This is a genomic window from Actinomycetospora soli (assembly GCF_021026295.1).
Taxonomy (GTDB): domain Bacteria; phylum Actinomycetota; class Actinomycetes; order Mycobacteriales; family Pseudonocardiaceae; genus Actinomycetospora; species Actinomycetospora soli.
In genome coordinates this window covers 21,810-46,296 of the sequence record NZ_JAJNDA010000018.1, presented here as the reverse complement: position 1 = coordinate 46,296, position 24,487 = coordinate 21,810, and the positions used below count along the sequence as shown (strand labels likewise).

Sequence of the window (24,487 nt, the reverse complement as noted above, 5' to 3'; positions counted from 1 at the left end):
CCCCGGTCAGACCGCGGGGTCCCGCACGTAGTCGGCGCCGACCAGCGTCCGCCCGTCGAACGAGAGCACCCAGGCGCTGCCCTTGCGCGACGGCGGGTCGGACAGCCGCCGGTTGCTCCGCACCTCGGGCCGGGGTCCGAGGTCGGGGTCCGGCCCGGCCGCGAGGTCCCGCACGAGGGTCGGGATGCCGTACCCCTGGGCGCACACCGCGGCCACGCCGTCCTCGCCTGCCAGCTCGAGCAGCCGATCCCGCGCCCGCGCGGGATCGGCCGCGACGGCCTCGTCGGCCAGGGCGTCCTCGGTGACGATCCCGACGCCGAGCCGGTGCGAGGCGGGCTCGAGGGTCTGCACGCAGCGGGTGCGCCCGACGGCGTGCAGGCGCTCGACGCCGTGGGCGGCGAGCAGGTCGGCGAGCCGCCGGGCCTGCTCGCGGCCCTCGTCGACCAACGGGCGGGCGTCGTCGTCGGCGTGGCTGCCGCGCCGGCCCGCCTTCGCGTGGCGCACGAGCAGCAGGGTCCGCAGCGGGAACGGGGCCGCGGCGAAGTCGGCGAGCACGTCGCGGTCGGAGTCGTAGCTGAGCAGCGGGGTCGCCTCGGCGGGGGCGAGCCAGCGCAGCTCGTCGGTCTCGCCGTTCGGGGTGAAGCTCCCGGAGCCCGCCCGGGCGTCCCAGTAGTCGACGACCTTCCGGTCCGCGCCGACCATGTAGCGCACCGTCGCCACGTGCCGCCCGAGCACGGCGGCGAACCCGGTCTCCTCGGCGATCTCGCGCACCGCGGTGCGCGCCCGGGACTCGCCCGGGTCGACCTTGCCCTTGGGCAGGCTCCAGTCGCCGTGATGCGGGCGGTGCACCACCGCGACCTCCACGGCCCCGGCACCGCCTGCCCCGCTGCCACGATCCGCGGGTCGCCAGAGCACGGCCCCGGCGGCGTGCACCGCGACCGGCACCGACCCGTCGTCGGGAACGGGACCCGGCCCCGGACGGGCCCCGTCCCGCTCCGTCCCCCCGGGCAGGCTCACGCCTTCCCGTCCCGGCGCAGCAGCAGCTGGGTCTGGTGGTCGCACACCTGCATCCCCTCGGTCCCCTCCCCGGCCGCGACCGGCCACGGCGTCCAGGAGCCGTCCGGGTCGAGGCTCCAGCACCGGGTGGACGGCGCCGTGGCCGAGTCGAGGATGTCGTCGAGCTGCGCGGTCAGCCGTGGGTCGGTGACCGGCGCGAGGACCTCGACCCGGCGGTCGAGGTTGCGGTGCATGATGTCGGCACTGCCGATCCAGTGCTCGCCGGCCCCCACGAAGTGGAAGATCCGCGAGTGCTCGAGGAACCGGCCGAGGATGGACCGGACACGGATGTTCTCGGACAGGCCGGGGACGCCGGCGCGCAGCGCGCAGATGCCGCGGACCACCAGGTCGATCGGCACGCCCGCGAGCGACGCGCGGTAGAGCGCGTCGATCACCTGCTCGTCGACCAGGCCGTTGACCTTGATCCGGATCCCCGACCGCTTGCCCTTCGCGGCGCGCTTGCGCTCGGCGTCGATCCGCTCGATCAGACCCCGCCGCACGCCGTACGGGGCGACGAGCAGCCGACGGTACTTGCGCCGCCGGGCGTAGCCGGTGAGCACGTTGAACAGGTCGGTGAGGTCGGCGCCGATCGTCTCGTCGGCGGTGAAGACGCCCATGTCCTCGTAGAGCCGGGCGGTCTTGGGGTTGTAGTTGCCGGTGCCGAGGTGGCAGTAGCGCTTGATGGCCGAGCCCTCCTGGCGCACCACCAGCGCGGCCTTGCAGTGGGTCTTGAGCCCGACCAGCCCGTACACCACGTGCACCCCGGCGCGCTCCAGCGCGCGGGCCCAGTTGATGTTGGCCCGCTCGTCGAACCGGGCCTTGATCTCGACGACGGCGACGACCTGCTTGCCCGCCTCCGCCGCGTCGATCAGGGCCTCGACGATCGGGGAGTCGCCCGAGGTGCGGTAGAGCGTCTGCTTGATCGCGAGGACCTTCGGGTCGTTCGCCGCCTGCTCGATGAAGCGGTGCACGCTCGTGGAGAACGAGTCGTAGGGGTGGTGCACCATCACGTCGCCCTCGCGCAGGGTGGCGAAGACGCTCTTGGGCGTCTCGCCCTCGCTGAACGCCGGGTGCGTCGCCGGGACGAACACCGGGTCCTTCAGCTCGGGGCGGTTGAGCGAGAGCAGCTCCATCAGGCACGAGAGGTCGAGCAGCCCGGGCACCTGGACCACGTCGTGCGGGTCCACGTCGAGCTCGCGCAGCAGCAGCTCGAGCATGTGCTCGCTCATCCGGTCGGTGATCTCGAGGCGCACCGGCGGGCCGAAGCGGCGCCGGGCGAGCTCGCGCTCGAGGGCCTGCAGCAGGTCCTCGTCGCGGTCCTCCTCGACGTCGAGGTCGGCGTTGCGGGTCACCCGGAACACGTGGTGCTCGGCGACCTCCATGCCCTCGAAGAGGTGGTCGAGGTGCTCGGCGATGAGGTCCTCGATGGGGAGGAACCAGCAGCGGCGGTCGAGGTTGGTCGAGTCGGCCTCGTCGTCGTCCTCGCCGGGCTCCGGGCCGACCCGCACCAGGCGCGGCACGTTGTTCGGCACCTTCACGCGCGCGAAGTGCTCGGTGCCGGTCTGCGGGTCGCGGACGGCGACGGCGAGGTTGAGCGACTGGTTGGAGATGTAGGGGAACGGGTGGGCGGGGTCCACCGCGAGCGGGGTGAGCACGGGGAAGACCTGGGCGTCGAACCACGCGGAGAGCCGTTCGCGGGCCTCGCCGGTGACCTGGTCCCACCCGATGACGTGGACGCCCGCGTCCTCGAGCGCCGGCCCGACGTCGGTCCGCCACACCCGGGCGTGCTTCTCCGCGAGCTCCTGGTTGCGGGCCGCGATGCGGGCGAGCTGCTCGCGCGGGGTGAGGCCGTCGGCGCTGCGCACCGAGAGCCCGGTCTCCTCGCGGCGCTTCAGCCCGGCCACGCGGACCATGTAGAACTCGTCGAGGTTCGAGGCGAAGATCGCCAGGAACTTGGCGCGCTCGAGCAACGGCTGGCTGGTGTCCTCGGCGAGTGCGAGGACGCGGGCGTTGAACTCGAGCCAGGACAGCTCGCGGTTGTCGTAGCGGTCGTCGGGGAGGTCCGCGGGCACGTCGTCCGTGGCCGGGGTCGCCGCGGCCGGCGCGGTGGGCAGCCGGCCGCGTCCGTCGGGCGACCGCGTCGGCGGCGCCGGGGCGGGTGGGGGCGGGCCGGGCTCCGAGATCGGGCCGGCCTCCTCGATCGTGGTGTCCGTCGAGTCGCTCACCCGGCCCATTCTGACGGCGCACGACGGCACACCGCGACCACTGCGGGACACGCCACCCGCGCGACCGGGTCATCGGTGGGACGCGGTGAGGCTCGGCAGGCCCGGCCACGCCCGCGTGGCGGGCCCGACCCCGAGCGCCCGGACCTCGTCGAGGTCGGCCGGCACGTCGACGTCGTGGCGCAGCCCGGGCCAGTCGCCGGTGAGCGCGACCGCGCCGGCCGCTGCGTGCGCGGCCGCGGAGAACGGTCCGAACCGGGGGACGAACCCGGGCGTGGCGACCAGCAGCGAGGTCCCGTCGCCGGTGTGGTCCGTCACGAACGCCGCCGGGGCGTGGCGCAGCGCCGCCCGGGCCGCCGCGAGGGCCGCGTCCAGCTCCTCGGGCCGCAGCGCCGGCAGGTCGGCCAGCAGCACCCCCACCGGGACCGGCCCGAGGTGCTCGATCCCGGCCCGGATGGCGGCGTCGAGCCCCCGGCCGGGATCGACGACCAGCTCCACCCGCGGGTCCTCCCCGACGACGGGTGCCGGGTCCCCGGCGGTCAGGCGCGGCTCGGAGGTGACGACCGCCAGCCGCCGGACCGAGGAGGCGAGGACCGCGGCCAGGGTGTCCGCGGCGAGGGCGAGCGCGAGGTCGGCGTGGGTGGTGCGCGGGTCCGCCGTCGGCACGGCCGCGCTCGCGGCGGCCAGCCGGGTCTTGGCGTGCCGCAGCTCCTTCACCGGCACGACGAGGTCCGTCGCGACCCCACGTTCCGCCATGCGTCCCATCCTGGACCCGCCGACCGGTCGGGGGCCACCGAACGCCCCGCCCGGGCCGCCCGGCGCCGGAGGTCGTCTGGACGGCGATCACCGGTCACGGGAGACTCACGCCGCAGCGTGCTGGGGCCGCTCCCGGCATCCACGCGACGGTGACGAGGAGGCGGGCCCGGGTGGCGATCGCAGACGGTTCTCCCACGACCCCGGCGCCGGTGCCGCGGGACGTGGCCTGGCGTCGTCGGGAGCCGGGTGGCCCGTGGGTGTTCCTGGCCGCGGTGGTCTTCTACCCGCTGACCTGGTTCCTGGCGCGGCGGCGGATGGTCGGGCTCGAGCACGTGCCGGCCGAGGGGCCCGCGCTGCTGGTGAGCAACCACGTCTCCTACCTCGACCCGGTCTACACCGCGGTCTTCGTCCACCGCGCGCGCCGCGTGCCGCGGTTCCTGGCCAAGGACTCGCTCTGGCGGGTGCCGGTGTTCGGCCGGATCATGGCGGGCTCGCGGCAGATCCCGGTCGCCCGCGGGTCGCGCGACGCCGGGGCGAGCCTCGCGGCCGCGGAGACGGCCCTGGCCGACGACGGCATCGTCGTGATCTACCCCGAGGGCACCATCACGCGGGACCCGGCGGGCTGGCCGATGGAGGCGCGCTCGGGCGCCGCGCGGCTGGCGCTGCTGCACGACGTGCCGGTGATCCCGGTGGTGCACTGGGGCACGCTCTCGGTCTACGACCACTACCGCCGACGCTTCCGGCCCTCCCCGTTCGGCGCCACGATCACGGTGCACGCGGGCGAGCCGCTGCCGATGGACGACCTGCGGGCCCGGGTCGGCGACCGCCCGCCCGGCGCGAAGCTGATGAAGGAGACGACGGAGCGGATGATGACCGCGGTCGGGGCGCTGCTCGAGGACGTCCGCGGCGAGGTCCGGCCGGCGGGGGACGCGGCATGAGCCGCTACGCGGTCCTCGGGGCGGGGTCGTGGGGGACGACGTTCGCCAAGGTCCTCGCCGACGCGGGCACCGACGTCACGCTGTGGGCGCGGCGCCAGGAGGTGGCGGACGCGATCGCCGCCGACCACGTCAACCCGGAGTACCTGCCCGACATCAAGCTGCCGTCGGCGCTGCGGGCCACCCACGACGCCGAGGCCGCCCTCGACGGCGTGACCGCGGTGGTGCTGGCGATCCCCGCCCAGCGGCTGCGCGGGCACCTGGAGGACTGGGCCGACCACCTGCCGCGCGGCGCGACGGTGGTGAGCCTCGCCAAGGGCGTCGAGATGGGCACGCTCAAGCGGATGAGCGAGGTCATCGCGGACGCGGGCCGGGTCACGCCGGACCGCATCGCGGTGCTCTCCGGGCCGAACCTCGCCGGGGAGATCGCCGCCGAGCAGCCGACGGCCACCGTGGTCGCCTGCTCGGACCACGACCGGGCGGTCGCGGTGCAGCACGACTGCTCCACCGGCTACTTCAAGCCGTACACGAACGTCGACGTCATCGGCTGCGAGCTGGGCGGCGCGTGCAAGAACGTCATCGCCCTCGCGTGCGGCATGGCCTCCGGGCAGGGGTACGGCGACAACACGACGGCCTCGCTGATCACCCGGGGCCTCGCCGAGATCTCGCGGCTCACGGTGGCGCTCGGGGGCCAGGCGCTGACGCTGGCCGGCCTGGCGGGCATGGGCGACCTGGTGGCCACCTGCTCGTCCCCGCTCTCGCGCAACCGCCGGTTCGGCGAGTCGCTGGGCCGCGGCATGACGGTCGCCGAGGCCGAGGAGGCCAACCACGGCCAGGTCGCCGAGGGCGTCAAGTCCTGCGAGGCGATCGGCGAGCTGGCCCGCACGCACGGCGTCGACACCCCGATCGTGGACGCCGTCCGCCGGGTCTGCGCGGGGACGGTCTCGGCGCGTGACGTGGGGGACGAACTGATCAACCGTGAACGCAAACCGGAGTGACCGGCTCCGCCCGGCCGGGTGCGTTTCGTGTGGGGCCGTCCGAGGAACTCCGGACTTCGTGGACGTGCTGCAGCGCATGGGGCCGCCGCCCCGCGTGACCGCCGACCGCCCGGTGGTCACCCTCGAGCGGACGGCTCCGGCGGACCGGTCGAACGCCTCGACCCTGCGTCGCACCTTCCGGACGTGGCTGCGTGAGTGGGCCGACCCGGACACCGCGGACGACCTCGCGCTCGCGGTCTACGAGGCGCTCGCCAACGTCGTCGACCACGCCTACTCCGCGGCGCCGCAGCCGGGCGACATGCGGCTCTGGGCCGCGGTCTCCCCGCCGCTCGCCGGCGGGCGGGACCTGGTCGTCACCATCTCCGACGACGGCGCCTGGCGCCGGTCGACCGGGTGCGGCTGGCGGGGCCGGGGGCTGCCGCTGATGCACACGCTGGCCCGCGCCACCGTCCTGTCCGGTCGCCACGGCACCACCGTCCAGCTCCGGGCCCGCGTCCACCCGTAGGTCAGGCCCGGTCCGCCACGTGCGCGGGCACCGGGGCGTCGGCCGGGAGCGCCGGGCAGGTCTGGGGGACGCCGAGCACGGTGTGCACCGGCACCACGCCGGCCCAGCGCGTGTCGCCCGCGGCCACGAGCTCGGGGTCGCCCGGCGGGCCCTGCCGCACCTTGACGCTCGCCTCGTGCAGGTCCAGCGCGAGCACGGCGGTCGCGGCGGTCTCCTTCCGGTCGGGCCGCCGCGCGTGGGACCACTGCCCGGGCGTGAGGTGCTCGACGATCGCCTCGAGGGCCCGCAGGTGCTCGTCCGGGTCGGTGACCCGACGGGCGCGTCCCCGGACGACGGCGCTGCGGTAGTTCGCGGAGTGTGCGAACACCGACCGCGCGAGCACCAGCCCGTCGAGCAGCGTGACCGTGAGGCACACCTGTCCGTCGCGCGCGAGGCTCGCGGCGCCGCTCGACCCGTGCGCGTAGACCACGTCGCCGACCCGCGCGTGCATGGTCGGCAGCACGAGCGGGGCGCCGTCCGGGTCGACCAGACCCAGGTGGCAGACGAGCGCCTCGTCGAGGATCGCGTGCAGCGTCGTGGGGTCGTCCTGCTGCCGGTCGCGCTTGCGGCGGAGCTGCGTGCGCGGGGTGGGGGAGAGCATGCGGTGATCGTCGACCCGGAGGGTGGCATCCTGCGAGGGCCACTTCCCCGCCCTTCCGGGAGGCCACTCGTGCTCGTCGCGCTCGACCGGTCCGCGCCGACGCCCCTGGCGGTGCAGGTCGCGGACGGGCTGCGGGGCGCGGCCCTCGACGGGCGGCTCCGGGTCGGCGAGCGCGTCCCGGCGACGCGGGTGCTCGCCCGCGAGCTCGGCGTGAGCCGGACCGTGACCGCCGCCGCGTACGACCAGCTGGTCGCCGAGGGGTGGCTCGGCGCCCGCCACGGGTCGGGGACGTTCGTGCTGGCGGCGCCCTCGGGTGCCGCCCCCCGTGGCAGCGACGCGTCGTCGCTGCCGCCCGGTGACAGCAACGACGCTCTCCTGCCACCGGGAGGTGGTGCGGCCACCGACCTGCGGCCCGGCTCGCCCTGCCTCGAGGTGCTCGACACCGCGTCCTGGCGGCGGGCGTGGCGCCGCGCGGGCGACCTCGACCCGGCGGCCCGGCCCGAGTACGCGGGCGTGCCCGCCTTCCGGGCGGCGGTGTCCGAGCACCTGCTGCGCCACCGGGGGCTCGTCGGGGCCGACGTCCTCGCCACGGCGGGCACGACGGCGGGCCTCACCGAGCTCGTCGCGCTGCTCACCCGGCGGCTCGGGCGGCCGGTCCGCGCCGGGTTCGAGGACCCCGGCTACCGCCGCGCGGCGGGCGTGCTGCGCGCCGCCGGGGCGGAGGTGATCGCCCTCGCGGTCGACGCCGAGGGCGTGGTCGTCGGGAATCTCCCGGCCGGACTCGACCTCGTCTACGTGACCCCGGCGCACCAGTACCCGCTGGGCGGGCGCCTGCCGGTCGCCCGGCGGGCGGCGCTGGTCGAACGGGCCCGGGCGGAGGGGTTCGTGCTGGTCGAGGACGACTACGACGGCGAGCTGCGCTACGACGTCGCCCCGCTGCCGGTCCTCGCGGCGCTCGGTCCGGACGTCGTCGTGCACCTCGGGACCGCGGGCAAGATCGCGACGCCGGACCTCGGGGTCGGCTGGCTCGTCGCGCCGCCGGCGCTCGCCGCGGAGCTGCTCGCGCAGCGCCGCACGACGGGGACGAGGCCCGCCCCGGCGGGGCAGCAGGTCCTCGCGGCGTGGGTGCACGACGGCGGGCTGGGCCGGCACCTCACGCGGCTGCGGCGCGAGCTCAGGGTCCGCCGCGGGCTGGTGGTCGACGCGGTCCGGGCGGCGGGACACGGGGTGCTCGGCGACCGGGCCGGGGCGCACCTGGTGGTGCCGTTGCCCTCGGCCGCCCTCGAGCGGGGGGTCGTCGACGCGGCGGGCGGGGCGGGGGTGCTGCTCGACGGGCTGGCCGCGCACCACCTGGACGACACCCGGGAGCGGCGGTCCGGGGTGCTCGTGGGCTGGGCGGCCCCGTCGCGGACCGAGCTCGGGGCGGCCCTGGAGCGGGTGCGGGGCGTGCTGGCCGGGGCGGCGGCGGGCCCCGCGTAGGGTGCGGCGCCATGGGGACGGAACGCCCGACGTTGCTGGTCCTGTTCGGCGGGCGGTCGGGGGAGCACGCCGTCTCCTGCGTCTCCGCGGGCGGCATCCTCGACAACCTCGACCGGGACCGGTTCGACGTCGTGCCCGTCGGGATCACCCCGGAGGGCGTCTGGCTGGCCGTCGGCGACGACACCTCCCCGTGGCGCCTGCACGGACGCGAGCTGCCGGGCGTGACCCTCGCATCGGGCGAGCCGGTGGCGCTGCTGCCCGACCCCACCCGCCGTGAGCTGATCAGCCTCGCCGAGGGTCGTCGGGGCGAGACGGTGGCGACGATCGACGTCGTCTTCCCGGTGCTGCACGGACCCGCCGGGGAGGACGGCGAGATCCAGGGCCTCCTCGAGACCGCCGGCATCCCCTACGTCGGGGCCGGGGTCTGCGCGAGCGCGGCGTCGATGGACAAGGTCGTCACGAAGCGCATCCTGCGTGACGCCGGGCTCGCCACCGGCGACGCCGTCGCGCTCGACCGGACCGCGTCCGACCTCGCGCCCGCCGACCGCGACCGCCTCGGGCTGCCGGTGTTCGTCAAGCCGTCCCGGGCCGGGTCCTCGGTGGGAATCTCGCGGGTCACGGCGTGGGAGGACGTGCCCGCCGCGGTGGCGTTCGCCCGCGAGAGCGACCCGAAGGTGCTGATCGAGGCCGGGATCGCGGGCCGCGAGATCGAGTGCGGGGTGCTCCAGTTCCCCGACGGCCGCGTGGAGGCGAGCGTCCCCGCCGAGATCCGGCTCACCGGCGAGGCCGACTGGTACGACTTCGACACCAAGTACCTCGACGACGCCTGCGAGCTCGACGTCCCCGCGAAGCTCGACGACGCCCTGGCCGACCTGGTCCGCGAGCAGGCGGTCCGGGTCTTCCGGACGATGGACTGCGCGGGCCTCGCGCGCGTCGACTTCTTCGTCACCGACGACGGCCGGGTGCTGGTCAACGAGCTGAACACCATGCCCGGCTTCACCGCGACGTCGCTCTACCCGCGGATGTGGGCGACCACCGGCGTCGACTACCCGACGCTGCTCACCACGCTCGTCGACTCCGCCCTCGCCGGCGGCACCGGGGTGCGCTGATCAGCGGGTGGGCGTCGCCGGCGCCGACGTCGGGTCCGGCGGCTCGGTGTCCCGGCTGACCAGCGTGATCTTGATGCCGCGCGAGACGTCCTGGATGGCGCCGCTCCCGATGCCGTCGGGGAGGGTGAGCCCGACGGAGATCGCGCGGTCGGCCGTGACCCAGGTGGTGGTCCCGGCGCCGGGGATCCGCAGCCAGTCCACGCCGTCGACGTCGAGCAGCGGGCTCGTCGGGCCCAGCTCGGGCGGGGTGGGCAGCCCGCAGCGCAGGACGACCGGCTGGTCCTCGGGGCGGCCCGAGGCCTGCTTCTCCCCGCCCCACGCGACCGTGCCCGCCGGGACCGGGTCGGCCAGGACCCGGCGCGGCAGCAGCCCGTCGCCGGTGTTGATCTCCTGCGGGAGCCCCGAGAGCAGCCGGGAGCAGTCCGCCGAGGCCGCCGCGGGGACCGGCACGGCCGCGAGGGCCAGCGGGCCGGTGTCCGGGTCGGGGTCGGTCTGCCGACCGAGGACCTGCGAGGCGATCAGCACCCCGACGACCAGCAGCACCGGCAGCGCCAGGGCCACGCCCAGCAGGATGCGGGGGAGACGGCGGTCGAGCTCCGGGGCCCGGGTACGCGCCACCGGCGGGGTCAGGCGGGCGAGCCGACGACCGAGCAGGTCAACGTGCGGGTGATGCCCGGCACCTTCTGCACGGCCGTGATGGTGTCCGAGAGGGCCGCGTCGTCGTTGGAGTCCACGTGCACGATCACGTCGTAGGGACCGGTCACGTCCTCCGACCGGGAGACGCCGTCGATCCCGGCCACGTCCGACGCGACCGCGGCGGCGCGGCCCACCTCGGTCTGGATCAGGATGTAGGCCTGGACCACGAACGGGCCTCCTCGGGGAGCGGGCGCACCCGCTCCGGAGGGCGGGCGGGTGCACACGGGTGTCACGACGCGTCGGAACGTACCGCAGGGAGCAGACGGGTGAGCCGGTCGGGAGATGCGCCACAACGGAGCCCCGCGCGGGCACCGGCGGGCGGACACGTGTCCGACCTGGGGGAGTTCGGGGTGATCGACCGGATCACCGCCGGGCGCCCCCAGCCCGAGGGGACGCTGCTCGGGCCGGGCGACGACGCCGCGGTCGTGGCGGCCCCGGACGGGCGGGTGGTCGCGACGGTGGACACGCTGGTCCAGGGCGTGCACTTCCGTCTGGACTGGTCGGGACCCGAGCAGGTGGGGCGCAAGGCGGTGGCCGCGAACCTGGCCGACGTCGCCGCGATGGGCGCGGTCCCGACCGGGCTGCTGCTGTCGCTGGCGTGCCCGGCGTCCACCCCGACCGACGTCGTCGAGGGCCTGGCCGCCGGGATTTGGGACGCGGCCGCCGAGGCCGGTGTCGGGGTGGTGGGCGGGGACACGGTCTCCGCGGACCAGATCGTGGTGACGATCACGGCGCTGGGCGACCTCGAGGGGCGCGCGCCGGTCCGTCGCTCGGGCGCGAAGGTGGGCCACGTCGTCGCCGTCTGCGGGGTGCTGGGCTGGTCGGCCGCCGGCATGGAGGTGCTGCGGCGCGGGTTCCGGTCGCCGCTCGCGATGGTGGCCGCGCACCGCACGCCCCGCCCCCCGATCGCCGCGGGCCCGGTGGCCGCGCGGGCCGGGGCGAGCGCGATGATCGACACGTCGGACGGGTTGCTCGCCGACCTCACGCACGTCGCCGAGGCGTCGCGGGTGCGGATCGACATCCGTTCGGAGCTCGTGCCGGTCGCGGACAAGCTGCGGGACGTGGCGTCCGCGCTCGGCGGGGACGCGCTGCGGTGGGCCCTCACCGGGGGCGAGGACCACTCCCTGGTGGCCTGCTTCCCCGACGAGGACGCGGTCCCCGAGGGCTGGACCGTGTTCGCCGACTGCCGCCTCGGCATCGGCGTCACCGTCGACGCCGACCGCTGGGGCGGCGCGGGCGACCCGGGCTGGCGGCACTGGCGGTAGGTGCCTACATCCCGGGCGGGCGCACCCCCCGGATCGAGGCGTCGACCAGCTGGATCGGGTGCAGCATCGGCAGGTCGCCCTCGAGGTACTTGCGGATCTGCAGCAGGCACCCCGGGTTGGCGGTGACGAGCAGGTCCGCGCCGGTGCCCCGGATGTTGTCGGCCTTGCGCCGGCCCAGGTCCCCGGCCGCCTCCGGCTGGAGCATGTTGTAGATGCCGGCCGACCCGCAGCAGATCTCGGCCTCGGGCAGCTCGACGAGCTCCACGCCCGGGACGGACCGGAGCACGTCGCGCGGCTGCTGCCGGATCTTCTGGGCGTGCCCGAGGTGGCAGGCGTCGTGGTAGACGACGGTCGCGTCGACCCGGTGCCGCGGGGCGCGGGACTCGGCGAGGGCGTCCGCGAGCACCTCGGAGACGTCACGGACCTTGGCCGAGAACTCCTCCGCGCGGTCCTTCCACGCCGGGTCGTCGGCGAGCAGCTCGCCGTACTCCTTCATCGAGGACCCGCAGCCCGCCACGTTGACGGCGATGACGTCGACGTCGGCCTGCTCGAAGACGGCGATGAGCTCCTTCGCCCGCCGGATCGACTCCTCCTCGCGGCCCGCGTGCAGCCCGAGCGCGCCGCAGCACGCCTGCTCGCGCGGGGCGACGACGTCGTAGCCCTCGGCCGCGAGCACCCGCGTGGTCGCCAGGTTGACCTGGTGGAAGAACACGTCCTGCACGCAGCCGGTCAGCATCCCGACGCGGCCGCGGCGGGCCGGGTGCTCGGAGGTGGTGCGTGCCGGCGTGACGGCGGGGGTGCGCGCGAACGCGTCGCGCACGCTCACCGGCGGGAGCAGCGACTCCATCGCGACGAGCCGCTCGAACCGCTTCGGCAGCTTCGCGAGCAGCGCGTCCATCCGCTTCGGGCGCAGCTTCTGGTAGAGCGCGCCGCCGAGCGAGGCCGCCCGGAGCCGGCGCCGGTAGGGGAACAGCGTGAAGATCGCCTCGCGGAAGAGCCGGTCGGCCCGGCTGCGCGGGACGTGCCGCTCGATCTGCGGGCGGGTGGCCTCGAGCAGCCGGTCGTACTGCACGCCCGAGGGGCAGGCCGTCACGCAGGCCATGCAGCCGAGGCACCGGTCGATGTGGGTGGTGAAGGCGCCCTCGAGCGGGATCTCGCCCTTCTCCGCCATCTCCATGAGGTAGATGCGCCCGCGCGGCGAGTCCATCTCCTCGCCCCACAGCGCGTAGGTGGGGCAGGTGGGCAGGCAGAACCCGCAGTGCACGCAGTCGTCGAGCAGTTCCCGCGCGGGCGGGTGGTGGTCGTCGAAGCTGCCGTGCGACGCGGCGGCCAGCGCGTCGGTGCGCTCCGGCGCCGGGGCGTTCTCGCCCCGCTGCGAGGTGAAGTCGGGACCGGGGCCGGCGGGGCCGGTGGTGGGCGTGCTGGTCACGCGGACGCTCCTGTCGGGACGGGCAGCCAGGGGGCGAGTCGGCCGCGGCCGAGGCGCTGGTCGGGGTCGAACGCGGCGGCGACGGACCGCAGCACCACGGCGCTCGTCGGGGTCGGGCCCCACGCCGGCACGTCGGCACCGGCCGGGTGGGCCCGCAGCGTCGACGTGCCGCCGAGCGCCGCGACGCGCGCGTGCACGGTCTCCACGACGCCCGGGTCGGCCGGGACCGACAGGGTGGCCACGCCGGTGGCGGGCGCGGCGGTCACGTGCGAGCCACCGAGGTCGACGAGCCCGGTGAGCAGGTCGCCGAGCCGGGTCGGCGCCACGCCGACCCGGAGCACCGCGGCGTCGTCGGGCCGCCGGTCGACCGTGGCGCGGTGGGCGTCCCACGCGGCGTCGGCGTCGGCGGGGGAGAGGACCTCGGCGGCACCGCCGAGCAGCTCGACGAGCCGCGTGGCGCGGCCGTCGACGCCCGCCTCGGTGCCCTCGAGCAGGGCGAGCAGCCGCCCGTCGACGACCTCCAGTGCACCGGCCTCGACGGGGGTGTCGGTGACCGCCCGGCCCGCCGCGGGCAGGGCGGCGAGGTCGGCGACCGGGAGGGCGACGGTGCGCGTGGCGGCGGACACCGGGTGCAGGCGCAGCACGACCTCGGCGACGATCCCGAAGGTGCCGTACGCCCCGTGGAGCAGCTTGGCGAGGTCGTACCCGGCCACGTTCTTGATGACGTGCCCGCCGGACCGGGCCACGGTGCCGTCCGCCAGCACGACGGTGACCCCGATGACGAGGTCGCGCAGCGAGCCGAACCCGAGGGCCAGGGGCCCCGCGTCCGCCGTCGCGAAGAGACCCCCGACGGTGGCGCCCCGCCGCACGCGCGCGGCGTCGAAGGCGACCCGCTGGCCGGACTCCGCGAGCGTCGCCTGCAGGTCGGAGAGCGGTGTGCCCGCGCCGACGGACACGGTCATGTCCCCCGGGTTGTGGGCGATCACGCCGGACAGCCCGGCGACGGACACGGCGGTGGCGTCCGCGGCGACGGCGCCGCCCCAGTCCGCGGCGGTCCCCGCCCCGGTGGCCACCACCGGACCCGGGGTGTCGCGGACCGCGTCGCGCAGCTCGACCAGGGAGCCCGGGGAGAGCGATGTGGTGCTCACAGTCGGCTGATCACTCCGGCCTCTTCCAGGGGGTGGGGACGGAACGGGCCCGGACGCTCGCCGCACAGCCGCGGCGTCGGGAAGATCTTGCCCGGGTTGCAGAGGCCGGCCGCGTCGAAGCCGGTGCGCACGCGCTGCATCACCGCGAGGTCGTCGTCGGTGAACATGCGGCCCATCGAGCAGGCCTTGTCGGCGCCGATGCCGTGCTCGCCGGAGAGCGAGCCGCCGAGCTCGACGCAGAGCTCGGCGATCCGGCTGGAGAGGTCCTCGGCCTTGTCGTGCTCACCCGCGGACTCCGAGTAGAGCACCAACGGGTGCAGGTTGCCGTCGCCCGCGTGGAACACGTTGGCCACCCGCAGACCGACCTCGGAGCCCATCGTCGCGATCTGGGCGAGGACCTCGGCGAGCCGGGTCCGCGGGACGACGCCGTCCTGGACGATGTAGTCGGGGCTGATCCGCCCGACGGCGGCGAAGGCGGCCTTGCGGCCCTTCCACACCCGGGCGCGCTCGTCGGCGCTGTCCGCGACGTGGATGCGGGTCGACCCGTGCTCCTCGCAGATCCGCGTGATCTCGGCGAACTGCTCGTCGCACTCCTCGGCGGGCCCGTCCAGCTCGATGATCAGCGCGGAGGGCGACTCGACGGTGTACCCGGCCCCGACGGCGGCCTCGGCGGCCTCCATCGCGAGCGAGTCCATCATCTCGACGGCGGCGGGCACGATCGCGGCGTCGACGATCGCCCCGACCGTCTCGCCCGCGGCCTCGACCGACGGGAAGTCGGCCAGCACGGTGCGGACCGCCTCGGGCTTGCGCAGCAGCCGGACCGTCACCTTGGTGCAGATGCCGAGGGTGCCCTCGGAGCCGAGGAAGACCCCGCGCAGGTCGGGCCCGGCCTGCTCCGCGGTGGGGCCGCCGAGGGTGACCACGCTGCCGTCGGCGAGGACCACCTCCATCTCGAGCACGTGGTTCGTGGTGAACCCGTACTTGAGGCAGTGCGCGCCCCCGGAGTTCTCGGCGACGTTGCCGCCGATGGTGCAGACCTGCTGGCTCGACGGGTCGGGCGCGTAGTACAGCCCGTGCGGACCGGCGGCGCGCGAGATGTCGAGGTTGAACACCCCGGGCTCGAGGACGGCGCGCCGGTTCTCGACGTCGATCTCCAGGATCCGTCGCAGCTTCTGCAGCGAGATCACGACGCCGTCCACGACCGGGAGCGCGCCCCCGGAGAGCCCCGTGCCCGCGCCGCGCGCGACGAACGGCACCCGGTGCCGGGCGCAGATCCGCACGCAGGCGGCCACCTCCTCGGTGTCCCGCGGCAGCACGACGACGGCGGGGACCTGGCGGAAGCCGGTCAACCCGTCGCACTCGTAGCTGCGCAGGCCCACCTCGTCGGTGATCACGCAGGTCTCGGGCAGGACGGCGGCGAACTCGCGGGCGAGCGCGGTGGCGGTGCCGCTCGCAGCGGTGGTGGTGGTGCTCATGGACGTCACCCATCCCCTCGGGTTGCTCCCGGATCCTCACCCGCCGCGCGCACGACCGCCACCAGAGCAGCCGGGTCGGACAGGTCCGCCGTGACGTGGTCGGCCCCGGCCGCGACGAGGTCGTCGAGCGTGGCGGCCCCGGTCGCCACCCCGACGGCGACCGCGCCGGCCGCGTGCGCGGCCTCGACGTCGCGCGGCGTGTCCCCGACGACGACCAGCCCGACGGCGCGGCCGTGCCGACGCTCGAGGGCGGCCCGGGCCTCGTGGACGAGCGCCGCCCGCGGCCCGGGGACGTGCCCGTAGACGCCGTCGTCGAGGTCGAACGCGCCCGGGTGCAGCCCCGCCACCGTGAGCTTGAGCTCGGCCCCGGCCCGCACGTTGCCGGTGAGCACGATCTGGTCCACCCCGGGCTCGGCGGCCAGCAGCCGGACCGCCTCCCGCACCCCGGGCAGGACCGTCAGCGTCCCGGCCAGCGCGGCGTCGCGACCGTGCCACTGCGCCCCGATCGCCGCGATCATCGCGTCCGTGTAGTCGGTGCCCCGGGCGAGCAGCGCCTCGGCCTCGTCCGGGGGCAGCCCGTCGCGGAACGCCTCGGCGACCAGGTGGTCGGTCATCCCACCCATCGGTACGTGCGGCGGCTCGCGCCCGGCCACGGCCAGGAACGCGTCGCGCAGCACGTCCCCGCCGACCCGGCCGCCGCGCAGCAGCGTGCCGTCGATGTCCCAGCAGACCCCGACCGGTCGTCCCACGCCCCGCATGCTGCCCGCAACCGGGATCATCGGCCGGGTGGGGAACGCGGGACTCTCGTTCGCGGTGGCCGCCTACGACGACCCGGCCAGCGTCCGCTTCATCGACGCCGTGCAGGCCTTCTACCGGGAGCGCTACGGCGGCGTCGACCGCACGCCCGTCGACCCGGCCGAGTTCGCCCCGCCGCGCGGGCTGTTCCTGCTCGGGGTCCTGCCCGACGTCGGGCCGGTGTGCTGCGGCGGGTGGCGGCGGTTGACCGCCACGGCGATCCCGGTCGCCGACCGCGGGGTCCTGCGGCCGCGCGACGCCGAGATCAAGCGGATGTGGGTCGACCCGGCCCACCGGCGCCGTGGCCTCGCGCTCGCCCTGCTCGACGAGCTCGAGCGCACGGCGGCCGCGGCGGGCTGCCGCCGGGCGGTGCTCGAGACCGGGACCCGCCAGCCCGAGGCCGAGGCGCTCTACCGGCGGCGCGGGTACCGCCCCCTGCCCAACTTCGGCGTGCACCGCGACGAGCCCGACAGCACCTGCTTCACCCGGGACCTGGCCGCCGACCCCCTCGGGGACCGGGACGCCCCGCGCGGATAGCGTGCTCGACGTGCCGATCCCCGCCGCGCGCCGGACCGCCTGATGGCCCGCCCGCTGTCCGAGACCGTCGAGGCCGGGTGGGCGAACGCCCTCGAGCCGGTGGCCGACACCATCGCCACGATGGGCGACTTCCTGCGCGCCGAGGTGGCCGCCGGCCGCACCTACCTGCCCGCCGGGAAGAACGTGCTGCGGGCCTTCCAGCAGCCCTTCGAGCAGGTGCGGGTGCTCGTCGTCGGGCAGGACCCCTACCCGACGCCGGGGCACGCGGTCGGCCTCTCCTTCTCGGTCGCCCCGGACGTCCGGCCGGTGCCGAGGAGCCTGCAGAACATCTTCCGGGAGTACACCGAGGACCTCGGGCACCCGGCGCCCACCAGCGGCGACCTCACGCCGTGGGCCGACCAGGGCGTGCTGCTGCTCAACCGGGTCCTCACCGTCGCGCCGGGCGCGCCCGGGTCCCACCGCGACAAGGGGTGGGAGAAGGTCACCGAGCAGGCCATCACCGCGCTCGTCGAGCGGATCGACCAGCCGCTCGTCGCGATCCTCTGGGGCCGCGACGCGCGGTCGCTGGTCCCGCTGCTCGGCGAGGACGTCCCGACGGTGGAGTCGGCGCACCCGAGCCCGATGTCCGCCTCGGGCGGCTTCTTCGGCTCACGGCCGTTCAGCCGGGTGAACGAGTTCCTGGAGGAACTGGGCGACGAGCCGGTGGACTGGCGCCTGCCCTGACCTACCGGCGCACGCCGAACCGGCGACGGCTGCGGCGCGGCGGGGCGAACATGCTCCAGCCCCGGCTCGGGATGGTGTCCGGGCGGTGCCGACCGGCGCCGACCCGACGTCGGGAACGGACCAGGGCCAGCAACCGGGAGAGGGGCCGGCGGCCGTCGAGGACGGGGGCCCGATCGGCGCGCACCGGCAGGCCGACGACCTCCGGCGAGGGCAGCGGCGCCTGCTGCAGCGCGGCAACCGCGCCGGTCGCGGGCACCCCCGCGACGGCGGTGGGGACCGGGGCCGCGGGCGGCCCGACCGTCGCGTCGGCGGGCAGGCGCTGCGACACCACGCGGATCGGGACCGGGGCCGACCGCCGGTGCACCGTGCGTCGGTCGCGTGGGAGACGCGGTTCGTCGCCGGGCTGCTCCGGTCGGCTCACCGTGCCCTCCGCTCGTCGCTGCGTCGCGGGCGCGACGGCCGCTCGATCCTCACGTACGTACGGTGCAGGCGCAAGAACGGAACGCATGTGCGTGAGGCGGATCGCGTGCCCGCACGTCCACCCCGAGGGGCTCCCCATGACCTGTCCCACCGCCACGTGGACCCCGAGCGGGTCGGGGCTGGAGACGGCCCGTCATCCCGACGGTGGGTTGCTCGTCCGGGCCGCCGGCGACGCCGCGGGTCCGGTGCTGCACTACACGCGTGCGGAGGTCGAGGCCTTCGTGCTCGGGGTGCGCGACGGGGAGTTCGACGACCTCACCCAGCCGGGCTGACCGTCCGGCTCCGGACAGCAGTCGGGCCCGGCACGCCGAGGCGTACCGGGCCCGGATGCAGGCGCGGGGGCGTCAGGCGCGGCTGACCTTGCCCGCCTTCAGGCACGAGGTGCACACGTTCAGGCGCTGCCGGTTGCCGTTGCCGATGCGAGCGTGCACGGTCTGCACGTTCGGGTTCCACCGGCGGTTGGTCCGGCGGTGGGAGTGCGAGACCGACTTCCCGAAACCGGGGCCCTTCGCGCACACGTCGCACACCGCAGCCACTTCGAACACCTCTCGACCTCAACGGACATCAGAGCACGCGGGAGTCTCCACCGCGTGGCAGGTCACCAGGGTAACCGAGCCCGCCGGGCGCTGTCGGACCCGGGTGGCACGCTGGCGTCCGTGGTGCACATGGACTCCCCCCTCGCCGAGGCGATCGGAGGGCGCTCGGCCTCGGTGCTGCGCAAGCACCTCGACATGCACACGGTCGGCGATCTGCTGCGGCACCTGCCGCGCCGCTACGAGACCACGAACGACCTCGACAAGGTCGACCCCCGGGACCTCGCGGTGGGCGACCACGTCAACGTCATCGCCGAGGTCCGCAGCGCCCGGGGCGAGCGCAAGTTCCGCCGGGGCGGCGGCAAGCAGCTCCACATCACGACGATGACGGTGGCCGCGGGCGCCCTCGAGCTCTCGGTCACGTTTTTCAACCAGCCGTGGCGCGTGCGCACGATGCCGGTGGGCAGCCGCGCCTTCTTCGCCGGGAAGCTGGAGAAGTTCCGCGACCGCTGGCAGCTCGGTTCCCCGCGCGCGATGCGGATCAGCACGGGCGACGACCCGACCGAGCCCGACGACGAGTCCATCAAGCTGCCGCCGGTCACGCCGATCTACCCGGCCACCAAGGACGTGCAGACCTGGGAGCTGCTCGCCGCGGTCCGCCAGACGCTCGACGTGTTCGACGACCCGATCGACCCGGTGCCCGCGGAGGTCCGCGAGCGGCACGGGCTCATCGACCTCGGGCGGGCGCTGCGCGACATCCACCTGCCGGCCACGCTCGAGGCGGCCCGTCCGGCGATGCGGCGGCTCACCTGGGACGAGGCCCTCGGGCTGCAGCTGGCGCTGCAGGGCGAGCGGCTCAACGCCGCCACCCGGCCCGCGCCCGCGTGCCCCCGCACCGACGACGGACTGGCCGCGGCCTTCGACGCCCGGCTGCCCTTCGAGCTCACCGGCGGCCAGCGCCGGGTCGGGGAGGAGCTCGCCACCGCGCTGGCCGGCACCACGCCGCTCAACCGGCTCCTCCAGGGCGACGTCGGGTCCGGCAAGACCGTCGTCGCGCTGCGGGCGATGCTGCAGGTCGTCGACGCGGGCCGCCAGGCGGTGCTGCTCGCCCCCACCGAGGTGCTCGCCGCCCAGCACGCGCGCTCGCTGCGGGCGATGCTCGGGCCGCTCGGCCGGGGCGGGGAGCCCGCGGGGCTGTTCGGGGCGGACGCCGACGAGCCGGTCGAGCTCGACCCCGACGAGCGGGCCACGCGGGTCGTCCTGCTCACCGGCTCGCTCGCGGCGAAGGAGCGCAAGCAGGCGCTGCTGGACGTCCAGTCCGGGGTGGCCGGCATCGTCGTCGGTACGCACGCGGTGATCCAGGAGAAGGTCGGGTTCGCCGACCTCGGGCTCCTCGTCGTCGACGAGCAGCACCGCTTCGGGGTCCGGCAGCGCGACGAGCTCCGCTCCCGCCCCGGCGAGACCGCGCCGCACCTGCTCGTCATGACCGCCACGCCCATCCCTCGCACCGTCGCGCTCACGGTGTACGGCGATCTCGAGAACTCGGTGCTCGACGAGCTTCCGGCCGGCCGCAAGCCGATCGACACCCACGCGGTCCCCGGCGGGCGGCCGAAGTGGCTCGCGCGCGTCTGGGAGCGGGTCCGCGAGGAGGTGGACGCGGGGCACCAGGCCTACGTGGTGTGCCCCCGGATCGGCGACGACGGACCGGCGAGCGAGGAGGAGGAGGGCGGCGGTGCCGACGGCGACGAGCGGCGCCCGCCGCTCGCGACGCTGGAGGTCGCGGAGCTGCTCGCCACGGGACCGCTCGCCGGGCTGCGCCTCGAGGTGCTCCACGGGCGGTTGCCGGCGGAGCAGAAGGACGACGTCATGCGGCGCTTCTCGGCGGGCGACGTCGACGTGCTGGTGTCGACCACGGTGATCGAGGTCGGCGTGGACGTCCCGAACGCGACGGTCATCGTGGTCCTCGACGCCGAGCGGTTCGGGGTCTCCCAGCTGCACCAGTTGCGCGGCCGCGTCGGCCGGGGCGACACGGCGTCGTCGTGCTTCCTGGTCTCCGAGGTCGAGGGACCCTCGATGGAGCGACTGCAGCGGATCGCGGAGATCCACGACGGGTTCGCGATGGCCGACCTCGACCTGGAGCTGCGCAGCGAGGGCGACGTGCTGGGCACCGAGCAGGCCGGCCGCCGGAAGACGCTGCGGTTCCTGTCGGTGCGCCGCCACCTCGAGGAGATCACCGAGGCGCGGGAGGTCGCCCGCACCCTGCTCGCCGACGACCCGACGCTGGCCCACCACCCGCGCCTGGCCGGGCTCGTCCGCGGCGTGGTGGGCGACGAGGGCGCCACGTTCCTCGACAAGCTCTGAGCCGGGCCCGGGCACCGCTCGTCGCGGCCCACGCGGGGTGACCGCGCGGATACCCGGCGGTAGCCGATCGGCGCGCGCGACCGACCTCCGGGCGCGACACGCAGCGCCCGGGTGGCCGCGCGGGGTCACGGTTCGGTTACGGTCTGGCCGTCGGTTCGCAACAGCGCGCCGATGCGCTCGGCCGCTTCGCCCGGTTCTCGTCCGGCGGCCTCCCCGGAGCGCACGACGTCCAGGACGGGACGGAGATCGTCGGTCCGCTGCACTCCCCAGCAGTGACCGGCACGGATCGGGTCGCACCGCGTCCCGGACCGGTCGCCGCCGGGCGTGGAGACGACGTATGACCGCAGTGCTGCCGCCCGTGCGGCCGAACGGCCGACACGCGGCTCCGGACGCGGCCACCACCGGCTCCCTCGGTCCGATCCCGGCCGCCCTGACCGGTCGCGGCGCCCACGGCGCGCCCGCCGGCGACCCCCGGGTCCAGGAGCAGCACCGCACCCGTCGTCCCGCGGCACCGGAGCGTCCCCTCGACCGGGCCGCCCGCACCGCCGGCCTCTCGCTGGCCGCGCTCGGGGCCCTCGCCGGCGCCGGTGGCGCTGCGGCGCACGGCCTCGTCCCGACCGTCGACGAGCCCGCGGCGACGGGGGAGTTCGCCCTCCCGACGAACCTCGCCGCCAGCAGCATGACGCTGCCCGCCGCGGCCCAGCAGGCCCCCGCGGCGATCACGGCCGTCATGCCGGTCGTCGCCCCCGCGGTCGCGCAGGCGACCCCGCAGTACAAGACCGTCGCGGCGACCGCGCGGCAGGCGCCCGCCGCGGCGCCCGCGCCCGCCGCGAAGCCGCAGCTCTCGGCCGGCCAGCAGATGGCCGCGGACGCCATCGACGCGGCCGAGTCCCGCCTCGGCAAGCCCTACGTCTGGGGCGCCACGGGCCCGAACTCCTTCGACTGCTCGGGCCTCATGCAGTACGCGTTCGAGAAGGCGGGCAAGGACCTGCCCCGCACCTCGGCCGCGCAGTCCAAGGTCGGCCAGAAGGTCTCGATGGACGACCTGCAGCCGGGCGACCTGATCTTCCTCTACAGCCCGGTCAGCCACGTCGTGATGTACGTCGGCGACGGCAGGGTGATCGAGGCGCCGACCAGCGGCCAGGACGTGAAGTACACGCCGCTGTCGAAGATCGAGAAGAACGCGGTGGGCGCCCGCCGGGTCGTCTGACCGACCCCCCGGACGAGAGTGGCCCGGGGCCCCACCCCGATGGGGACCCCGGGCCTTGTTCGGTGAACGGACGCTCCCCAGCTCCGGGCACCGAAGGACTCGCGTGACGGTCGTTGCCGTCGATGACAGGGTGTCCGGTCCATCGAGATCCCACTCGGGTCTGATCGTGTGATATCGCGTAGCTCACACCGTCACCCACCGCAGCGCTCCGGTGACAGACGAGTGTCGTTCCGGTGCGACGGCGGATCTGATCGCGCCGCCGCGTCATCGGTCGGTCCGTGAGCGGTCACCCCCGTTCGGTGGCCCTCCGACGCGTCCTCGTCGTCGTGGTGCTCCTCGCGCTGGTGGTGCCGGTGACGGCGTCCGGGAGCACGCGCTGCGGCGCCGCCGTGCCGGGGCTCGCGCCGGTGGCGGTCGACGTCGGGCCGGTGCGGCTGCACGCCGTGGTCGGGGGCCCGCCGGATGCGCCGGCCGTCGTCCTCCTGCACGGCTTCCCGGAGACGTGGCGGACGTGGCGGACGGTGGCGCTCGACCTCGCCGCCGACCACCGGGTCCTGGTCCCCGACCTGCGGGGCGCGGGCTGCTCCGGGTTCGGCCCCGTCGCGGACCCCGACGCGCGGACCCTCGCCGGTGACCTCGCCGCACTCGCGACGGCGCTCCGGCTCGGACCCGCCGTCGTGGTCGGTCACGACATGGGCGCGATGCCCGCGTACGCCTGGGCGCGGTCGCGCCCCGACCAGGTGCGGCACCTGGTGCTCTCCGGCGGCGGGGTCCCCGGGCGCGGACTCGAGGAACTCGCCCCGCCGCACGTCGCCGCCTTCGCCGCCGCCCCGCCCGGGCGGCTCGCCGCCGAGGTGGCCGGTCGCGAGCGGGAGGTGCTCGAGGCCTTCGTCGGCAGTCCGGCCGTGACCGCCTCGGGCTCGCTCGACGACGCGGTCCGCGCCCACGCGGCGCCCGGTCGGTACGACGCCGCGATGGGCCGGTACCGGGCCCTGCCCCGCGACGCCGCCCGCAACCGCCTCGACCCGGGGCCACTGCCCGTCCCCGCCACCGCGCTGGAGGGCGGCGCCCCCGGCATCAGCGCGGCGACCCTGCCGGGCGCGGACGTCGTCGTGGTCCCCGGCGCGGGGCACTACCTGCAGGAGGACCGGCCGTACGGGACGGCGGCGGCGATCCGGGCGATCGCGGGGCGGGCGTCAGCCGTGGCCCACCGCTGACGTCGGGTGGCAGCCGTGTGCCACCGCTGACATCCCGGGGCCGCCCGCCCATGAGCGTGGCGCGCTGCTGACGTCGGGTGGCAGCCGTGTGCCACCGCTGACATCCCGGAGCCGCCCGCCCATGAGCGTGGCGCGCTGCTGACGTCGGGTGGCAGCCGTGTGCCACCGCTGACATCCGGGGCCGCCCGCCTCAGGCGCGCAGCCGGCTCTTCAGGTCGCGCATGCCCCGGGCGGCCGCCTGCTTCACGGCGTCGGCGACGGCGGCGTACTCGTCGGCGGGCGCGGCCGGTCCGGGCGCGCGCGTCTCCAGCGGGCGGGGCGGCACCGGGGCGCGCTCGGCCGCCAGCGCGTCCGCGTGCCGCCGGGCCTCGTCCCACGCCGCGACGGCCCGGTCGACGGCGGCGACGAACTCCTCGCGGCGGGGGTCGCCGGGCTCGGTCGGGGTCGCGAGGACCTGCGCGTCGGCCAGCGCCTCGACGAACGCCTCGGTGGCGGGCACCGACACGTCCACGAGCGCCGGGCGGGCGGCGACCGCCCGGGGGTCGGACTCGAAGGCGGCGTAGTCGCGCTGCAGGGCGGCAAACCGGTCCCGGGCGAGCGCCCACCGGGCCGCGCGGTGCTCGGAGAGCCGACCCGACCTGCCGTCGGGATGACCGAGGACGACCGTGCGCACCCGGCGGACCCCGCGCTGCGCGGCGAGCACCGTGGCGACGATCGCGGCGAGCGCCGCGGCCACCAGGTCGGCCACCGCCGCGAGCAGGGCCGTGCCGACCCCCTCGAGCGTGCCGTCGGCGACCCACACGCCGAGGAACACCAGCGGGGAGATGACGGTGAGCAGCACGGCGATGCCGTAGAGCCACGGCACGGCGGAGCGGCGCATCGGCGTGGTCGACCTACCCGGCATGTCCGGCCCTCCTC

The 24,487-nt window shown here is 76.0% G+C and carries 25 protein-coding genes; 12 read left to right on the top strand and 13 right to left on the bottom strand.

All coding sequences use genetic code 11. The features are described 5' to 3' along the window. Window positions 1–6 precede the first annotated feature (6 nt). From LN037_RS24450 to cofC, 3 genes are read right to left on the bottom strand one after another with little or no spacing between them, the layout of a single operon-like run. Window positions 7–1,017, bottom strand: a complete 1,011-nt coding sequence (locus LN037_RS24450; RefSeq protein WP_230758320.1) for an NUDIX hydrolase — start codon at window positions 1,015–1,017, stop codon at window positions 7–9. After that, the gene (locus LN037_RS24445) at window positions 1,014–3,290 is read right to left on the bottom strand and encodes an RNA degradosome polyphosphate kinase (protein ID WP_230758317.1); all 2,277 of its coding nucleotides are present in this window, start codon (window positions 3,288–3,290) and stop codon (window positions 1,014–1,016) included. Before LN037_RS24445 ends, LN037_RS24450 begins: the two co-directional genes overlap by 4 nt. Window positions 3,291–3,350: 60 nt before the next feature. Beyond that, on the bottom strand, window positions 3,351–4,034 hold the full coding sequence (gene cofC, locus LN037_RS24440; RefSeq protein ID WP_230758315.1) for a 2-phospho-L-lactate guanylyltransferase: 684 nt from the start codon (window positions 4,032–4,034) through the stop codon (window positions 3,351–3,353). A gap of 176 nt (window positions 4,035–4,210) precedes the next feature. Between cofC and LN037_RS24435 the strand changes: the two genes are divergently transcribed. The 3 genes from LN037_RS24435 to LN037_RS24425 are packed head-to-tail and all read left to right on the top strand — an operon-like array spanning window position 4,211 to window position 6,472. Further along, window positions 4,211–4,972 carry a lysophospholipid acyltransferase family protein gene (locus LN037_RS24435; RefSeq protein ID WP_230758499.1) on the top strand — a complete coding sequence of 254 codons (762 nt, stop codon included), beginning with the start codon at window positions 4,211–4,213 and terminating at the stop codon, window positions 4,970–4,972. Next, window positions 4,969–5,967, top strand: a complete 999-nt coding sequence (locus LN037_RS24430; protein ID WP_230758314.1) for an NAD(P)H-dependent glycerol-3-phosphate dehydrogenase — start codon at window positions 4,969–4,971, stop codon at window positions 5,965–5,967. Before LN037_RS24435 ends, LN037_RS24430 begins: the two co-directional genes overlap by 4 nt. A gap of 58 nt (window positions 5,968–6,025) precedes the next feature. Continuing rightward, entirely contained in the window at window positions 6,026–6,472 is a 447-nt protein-coding gene (locus LN037_RS24425) for an ATP-binding protein (RefSeq protein WP_230758311.1), read from the top strand. Between the two features lies 1 nt (window position 6,473). On the opposite strand, the gene LN037_RS24420 is transcribed toward LN037_RS24425, so the two are convergent. Then, window positions 6,474–7,112 (bottom strand): pyridoxamine 5'-phosphate oxidase family protein, encoded by a 639-nt coding sequence (locus tag LN037_RS24420; RefSeq protein ID WP_230758308.1) that lies wholly within the window; start codon window positions 7,110–7,112, stop codon window positions 6,474–6,476. A 69-nt stretch (window positions 7,113–7,181) separates the two neighbouring features. Here LN037_RS24420 and LN037_RS24415 point away from each other — a divergent pair, with 69 nt between their 5' ends. Together LN037_RS24415 and LN037_RS24410 are read left to right on the top strand one after the other, a co-directional pair. After that, a complete protein-coding gene (locus tag LN037_RS24415) occupies window positions 7,182–8,591 on the top strand; it encodes an aminotransferase-like domain-containing protein (RefSeq protein ID WP_230758305.1) in 1,410 nt (469 codons plus the stop codon). A gap of 11 nt (window positions 8,592–8,602) precedes the next feature. Next, window positions 8,603–9,700: a D-alanine--D-alanine ligase family protein gene (locus LN037_RS24410; protein ID WP_230758302.1), complete on the top strand. Its 1,098-nt coding sequence runs from the start codon at window positions 8,603–8,605 to the stop codon at window positions 9,698–9,700. Here the strand turns inward: LN037_RS24410 and LN037_RS24405 are convergent, their stop codons facing one another. Then, window positions 9,701–10,318, bottom strand: a complete 618-nt coding sequence (locus tag LN037_RS24405) for a DUF3515 domain-containing protein (protein ID WP_230758299.1) — start codon at window positions 10,316–10,318, stop codon at window positions 9,701–9,703. Between the two features lie 8 nt (window positions 10,319–10,326). Then, entirely contained in the window at window positions 10,327–10,563 is a 237-nt protein-coding gene (locus LN037_RS24400) for an Lrp/AsnC ligand binding domain-containing protein (protein ID WP_230758296.1), read from the bottom strand. A 159-nt stretch (window positions 10,564–10,722) separates the two neighbouring features. Here LN037_RS24400 and LN037_RS24395 point away from each other — a divergent pair, with 159 nt between their 5' ends. After that, window positions 10,723–11,661, top strand: a complete 939-nt coding sequence (locus LN037_RS24395) for a thiamine-phosphate kinase (protein ID WP_230758294.1) — start codon at window positions 10,723–10,725, stop codon at window positions 11,659–11,661. A 4-nt stretch (window positions 11,662–11,665) separates the two neighbouring features. Here the strand turns inward: LN037_RS24395 and LN037_RS24390 are convergent, their stop codons facing one another. From LN037_RS24390 to LN037_RS24375, 4 genes are all read right to left on the bottom strand, one after another. After that, window positions 11,666–12,994, bottom strand: coding sequence for a (Fe-S)-binding protein (locus tag LN037_RS24390; RefSeq protein WP_230758498.1), 1,329 nt, complete (start codon window positions 12,992–12,994; stop codon window positions 11,666–11,668). Between the two features lie 92 nt (window positions 12,995–13,086). Continuing rightward, window positions 13,087–14,238 carry an FAD-binding oxidoreductase gene (locus LN037_RS24385; RefSeq protein ID WP_230758292.1) on the bottom strand — a complete coding sequence of 384 codons (1,152 nt, stop codon included), beginning with the start codon at window positions 14,236–14,238 and terminating at the stop codon, window positions 13,087–13,089. Next, window positions 14,235–15,713 carry an FAD-binding oxidoreductase gene (locus tag LN037_RS24380; RefSeq protein ID WP_230758291.1) on the bottom strand — a complete coding sequence of 493 codons (1,479 nt, stop codon included), beginning with the start codon at window positions 15,711–15,713 and terminating at the stop codon, window positions 14,235–14,237. The genes LN037_RS24385 and LN037_RS24380 overlap by 4 nt, the downstream gene beginning before the upstream one ends. A 5-nt stretch (window positions 15,714–15,718) precedes the next feature. After that, on the bottom strand, window positions 15,719–16,462 hold the full coding sequence (locus LN037_RS24375) for an HAD family hydrolase (protein WP_230758290.1): 744 nt from the start codon (window positions 16,460–16,462) through the stop codon (window positions 15,719–15,721). On the opposite strand from LN037_RS24375, the gene LN037_RS24370 reads away from it, so the two are divergent. Together LN037_RS24370 and LN037_RS24365 are read left to right on the top strand one after the other, a co-directional pair. Next, window positions 16,431–17,045 carry a GNAT family N-acetyltransferase gene (locus tag LN037_RS24370; protein ID WP_230758289.1) on the top strand — a complete coding sequence of 205 codons (615 nt, stop codon included), beginning with the start codon at window positions 16,431–16,433 and terminating at the stop codon, window positions 17,043–17,045. The genes LN037_RS24375 and LN037_RS24370 overlap by 32 nt on opposite strands. Before the next feature lie 39 nt (window positions 17,046–17,084). Further along, the gene (locus LN037_RS24365; protein WP_230758497.1) at window positions 17,085–17,768 is read left to right on the top strand and encodes a uracil-DNA glycosylase; all 684 of its coding nucleotides are present in this window, start codon (window positions 17,085–17,087) and stop codon (window positions 17,766–17,768) included. A 1-nt stretch (window position 17,769) separates the two neighbouring features. On the opposite strand, the gene LN037_RS24360 is transcribed toward LN037_RS24365, so the two are convergent. Further along, a complete protein-coding gene (locus LN037_RS24360) occupies window positions 17,770–18,189 on the bottom strand; it encodes a hypothetical protein (RefSeq protein WP_230758288.1) in 420 nt (139 codons plus the stop codon). Between the two features lie 136 nt (window positions 18,190–18,325). Here LN037_RS24360 and LN037_RS24355 point away from each other — a divergent pair, with 136 nt between their 5' ends. Next, entirely contained in the window at window positions 18,326–18,520 is a 195-nt protein-coding gene (locus LN037_RS24355; RefSeq protein ID WP_230758286.1) for a DUF397 domain-containing protein, read from the top strand. 72 nt (window positions 18,521–18,592) lie between these two features. On the opposite strand, the gene rpmB is transcribed toward LN037_RS24355, so the two are convergent. After that, on the bottom strand, window positions 18,593–18,784 hold the full coding sequence (gene rpmB / locus LN037_RS24350) for a 50S ribosomal protein L28 (protein ID WP_026204958.1): 192 nt from the start codon (window positions 18,782–18,784) through the stop codon (window positions 18,593–18,595). Between the two features lie 129 nt (window positions 18,785–18,913). On the opposite strand from rpmB, the gene LN037_RS24345 reads away from it, so the two are divergent. From LN037_RS24345 to LN037_RS24335, 3 genes are all read left to right on the top strand, one after another. Then, window positions 18,914–21,142: an ATP-dependent DNA helicase RecG gene (locus LN037_RS24345; RefSeq protein WP_230758495.1), complete on the top strand. Its 2,229-nt coding sequence runs from the start codon at window positions 18,914–18,916 to the stop codon at window positions 21,140–21,142. Window positions 21,143–21,479: 337 nt separating this feature from the next. Further along, window positions 21,480–22,352, top strand: coding sequence for a C40 family peptidase (locus tag LN037_RS24340; RefSeq protein ID WP_230758283.1), 873 nt, complete (start codon window positions 21,480–21,482; stop codon window positions 22,350–22,352). Between the two features lie 299 nt (window positions 22,353–22,651). Beyond that, complete coding sequence (locus LN037_RS24335) at window positions 22,652–23,569, top strand: alpha/beta fold hydrolase (RefSeq protein ID WP_230758280.1); 918 nt, start codon at window positions 22,652–22,654, stop codon at window positions 23,567–23,569. A 190-nt stretch (window positions 23,570–23,759) separates the two neighbouring features. Here LN037_RS24335 and LN037_RS24330 read toward each other — a convergent pair whose 3' ends face one another. After that, window positions 23,760–24,473, bottom strand: coding sequence for a hypothetical protein (locus LN037_RS24330; protein WP_230758278.1), 714 nt, complete (start codon window positions 24,471–24,473; stop codon window positions 23,760–23,762). Window positions 24,474–24,487: the final 14 nt, after the last annotated feature.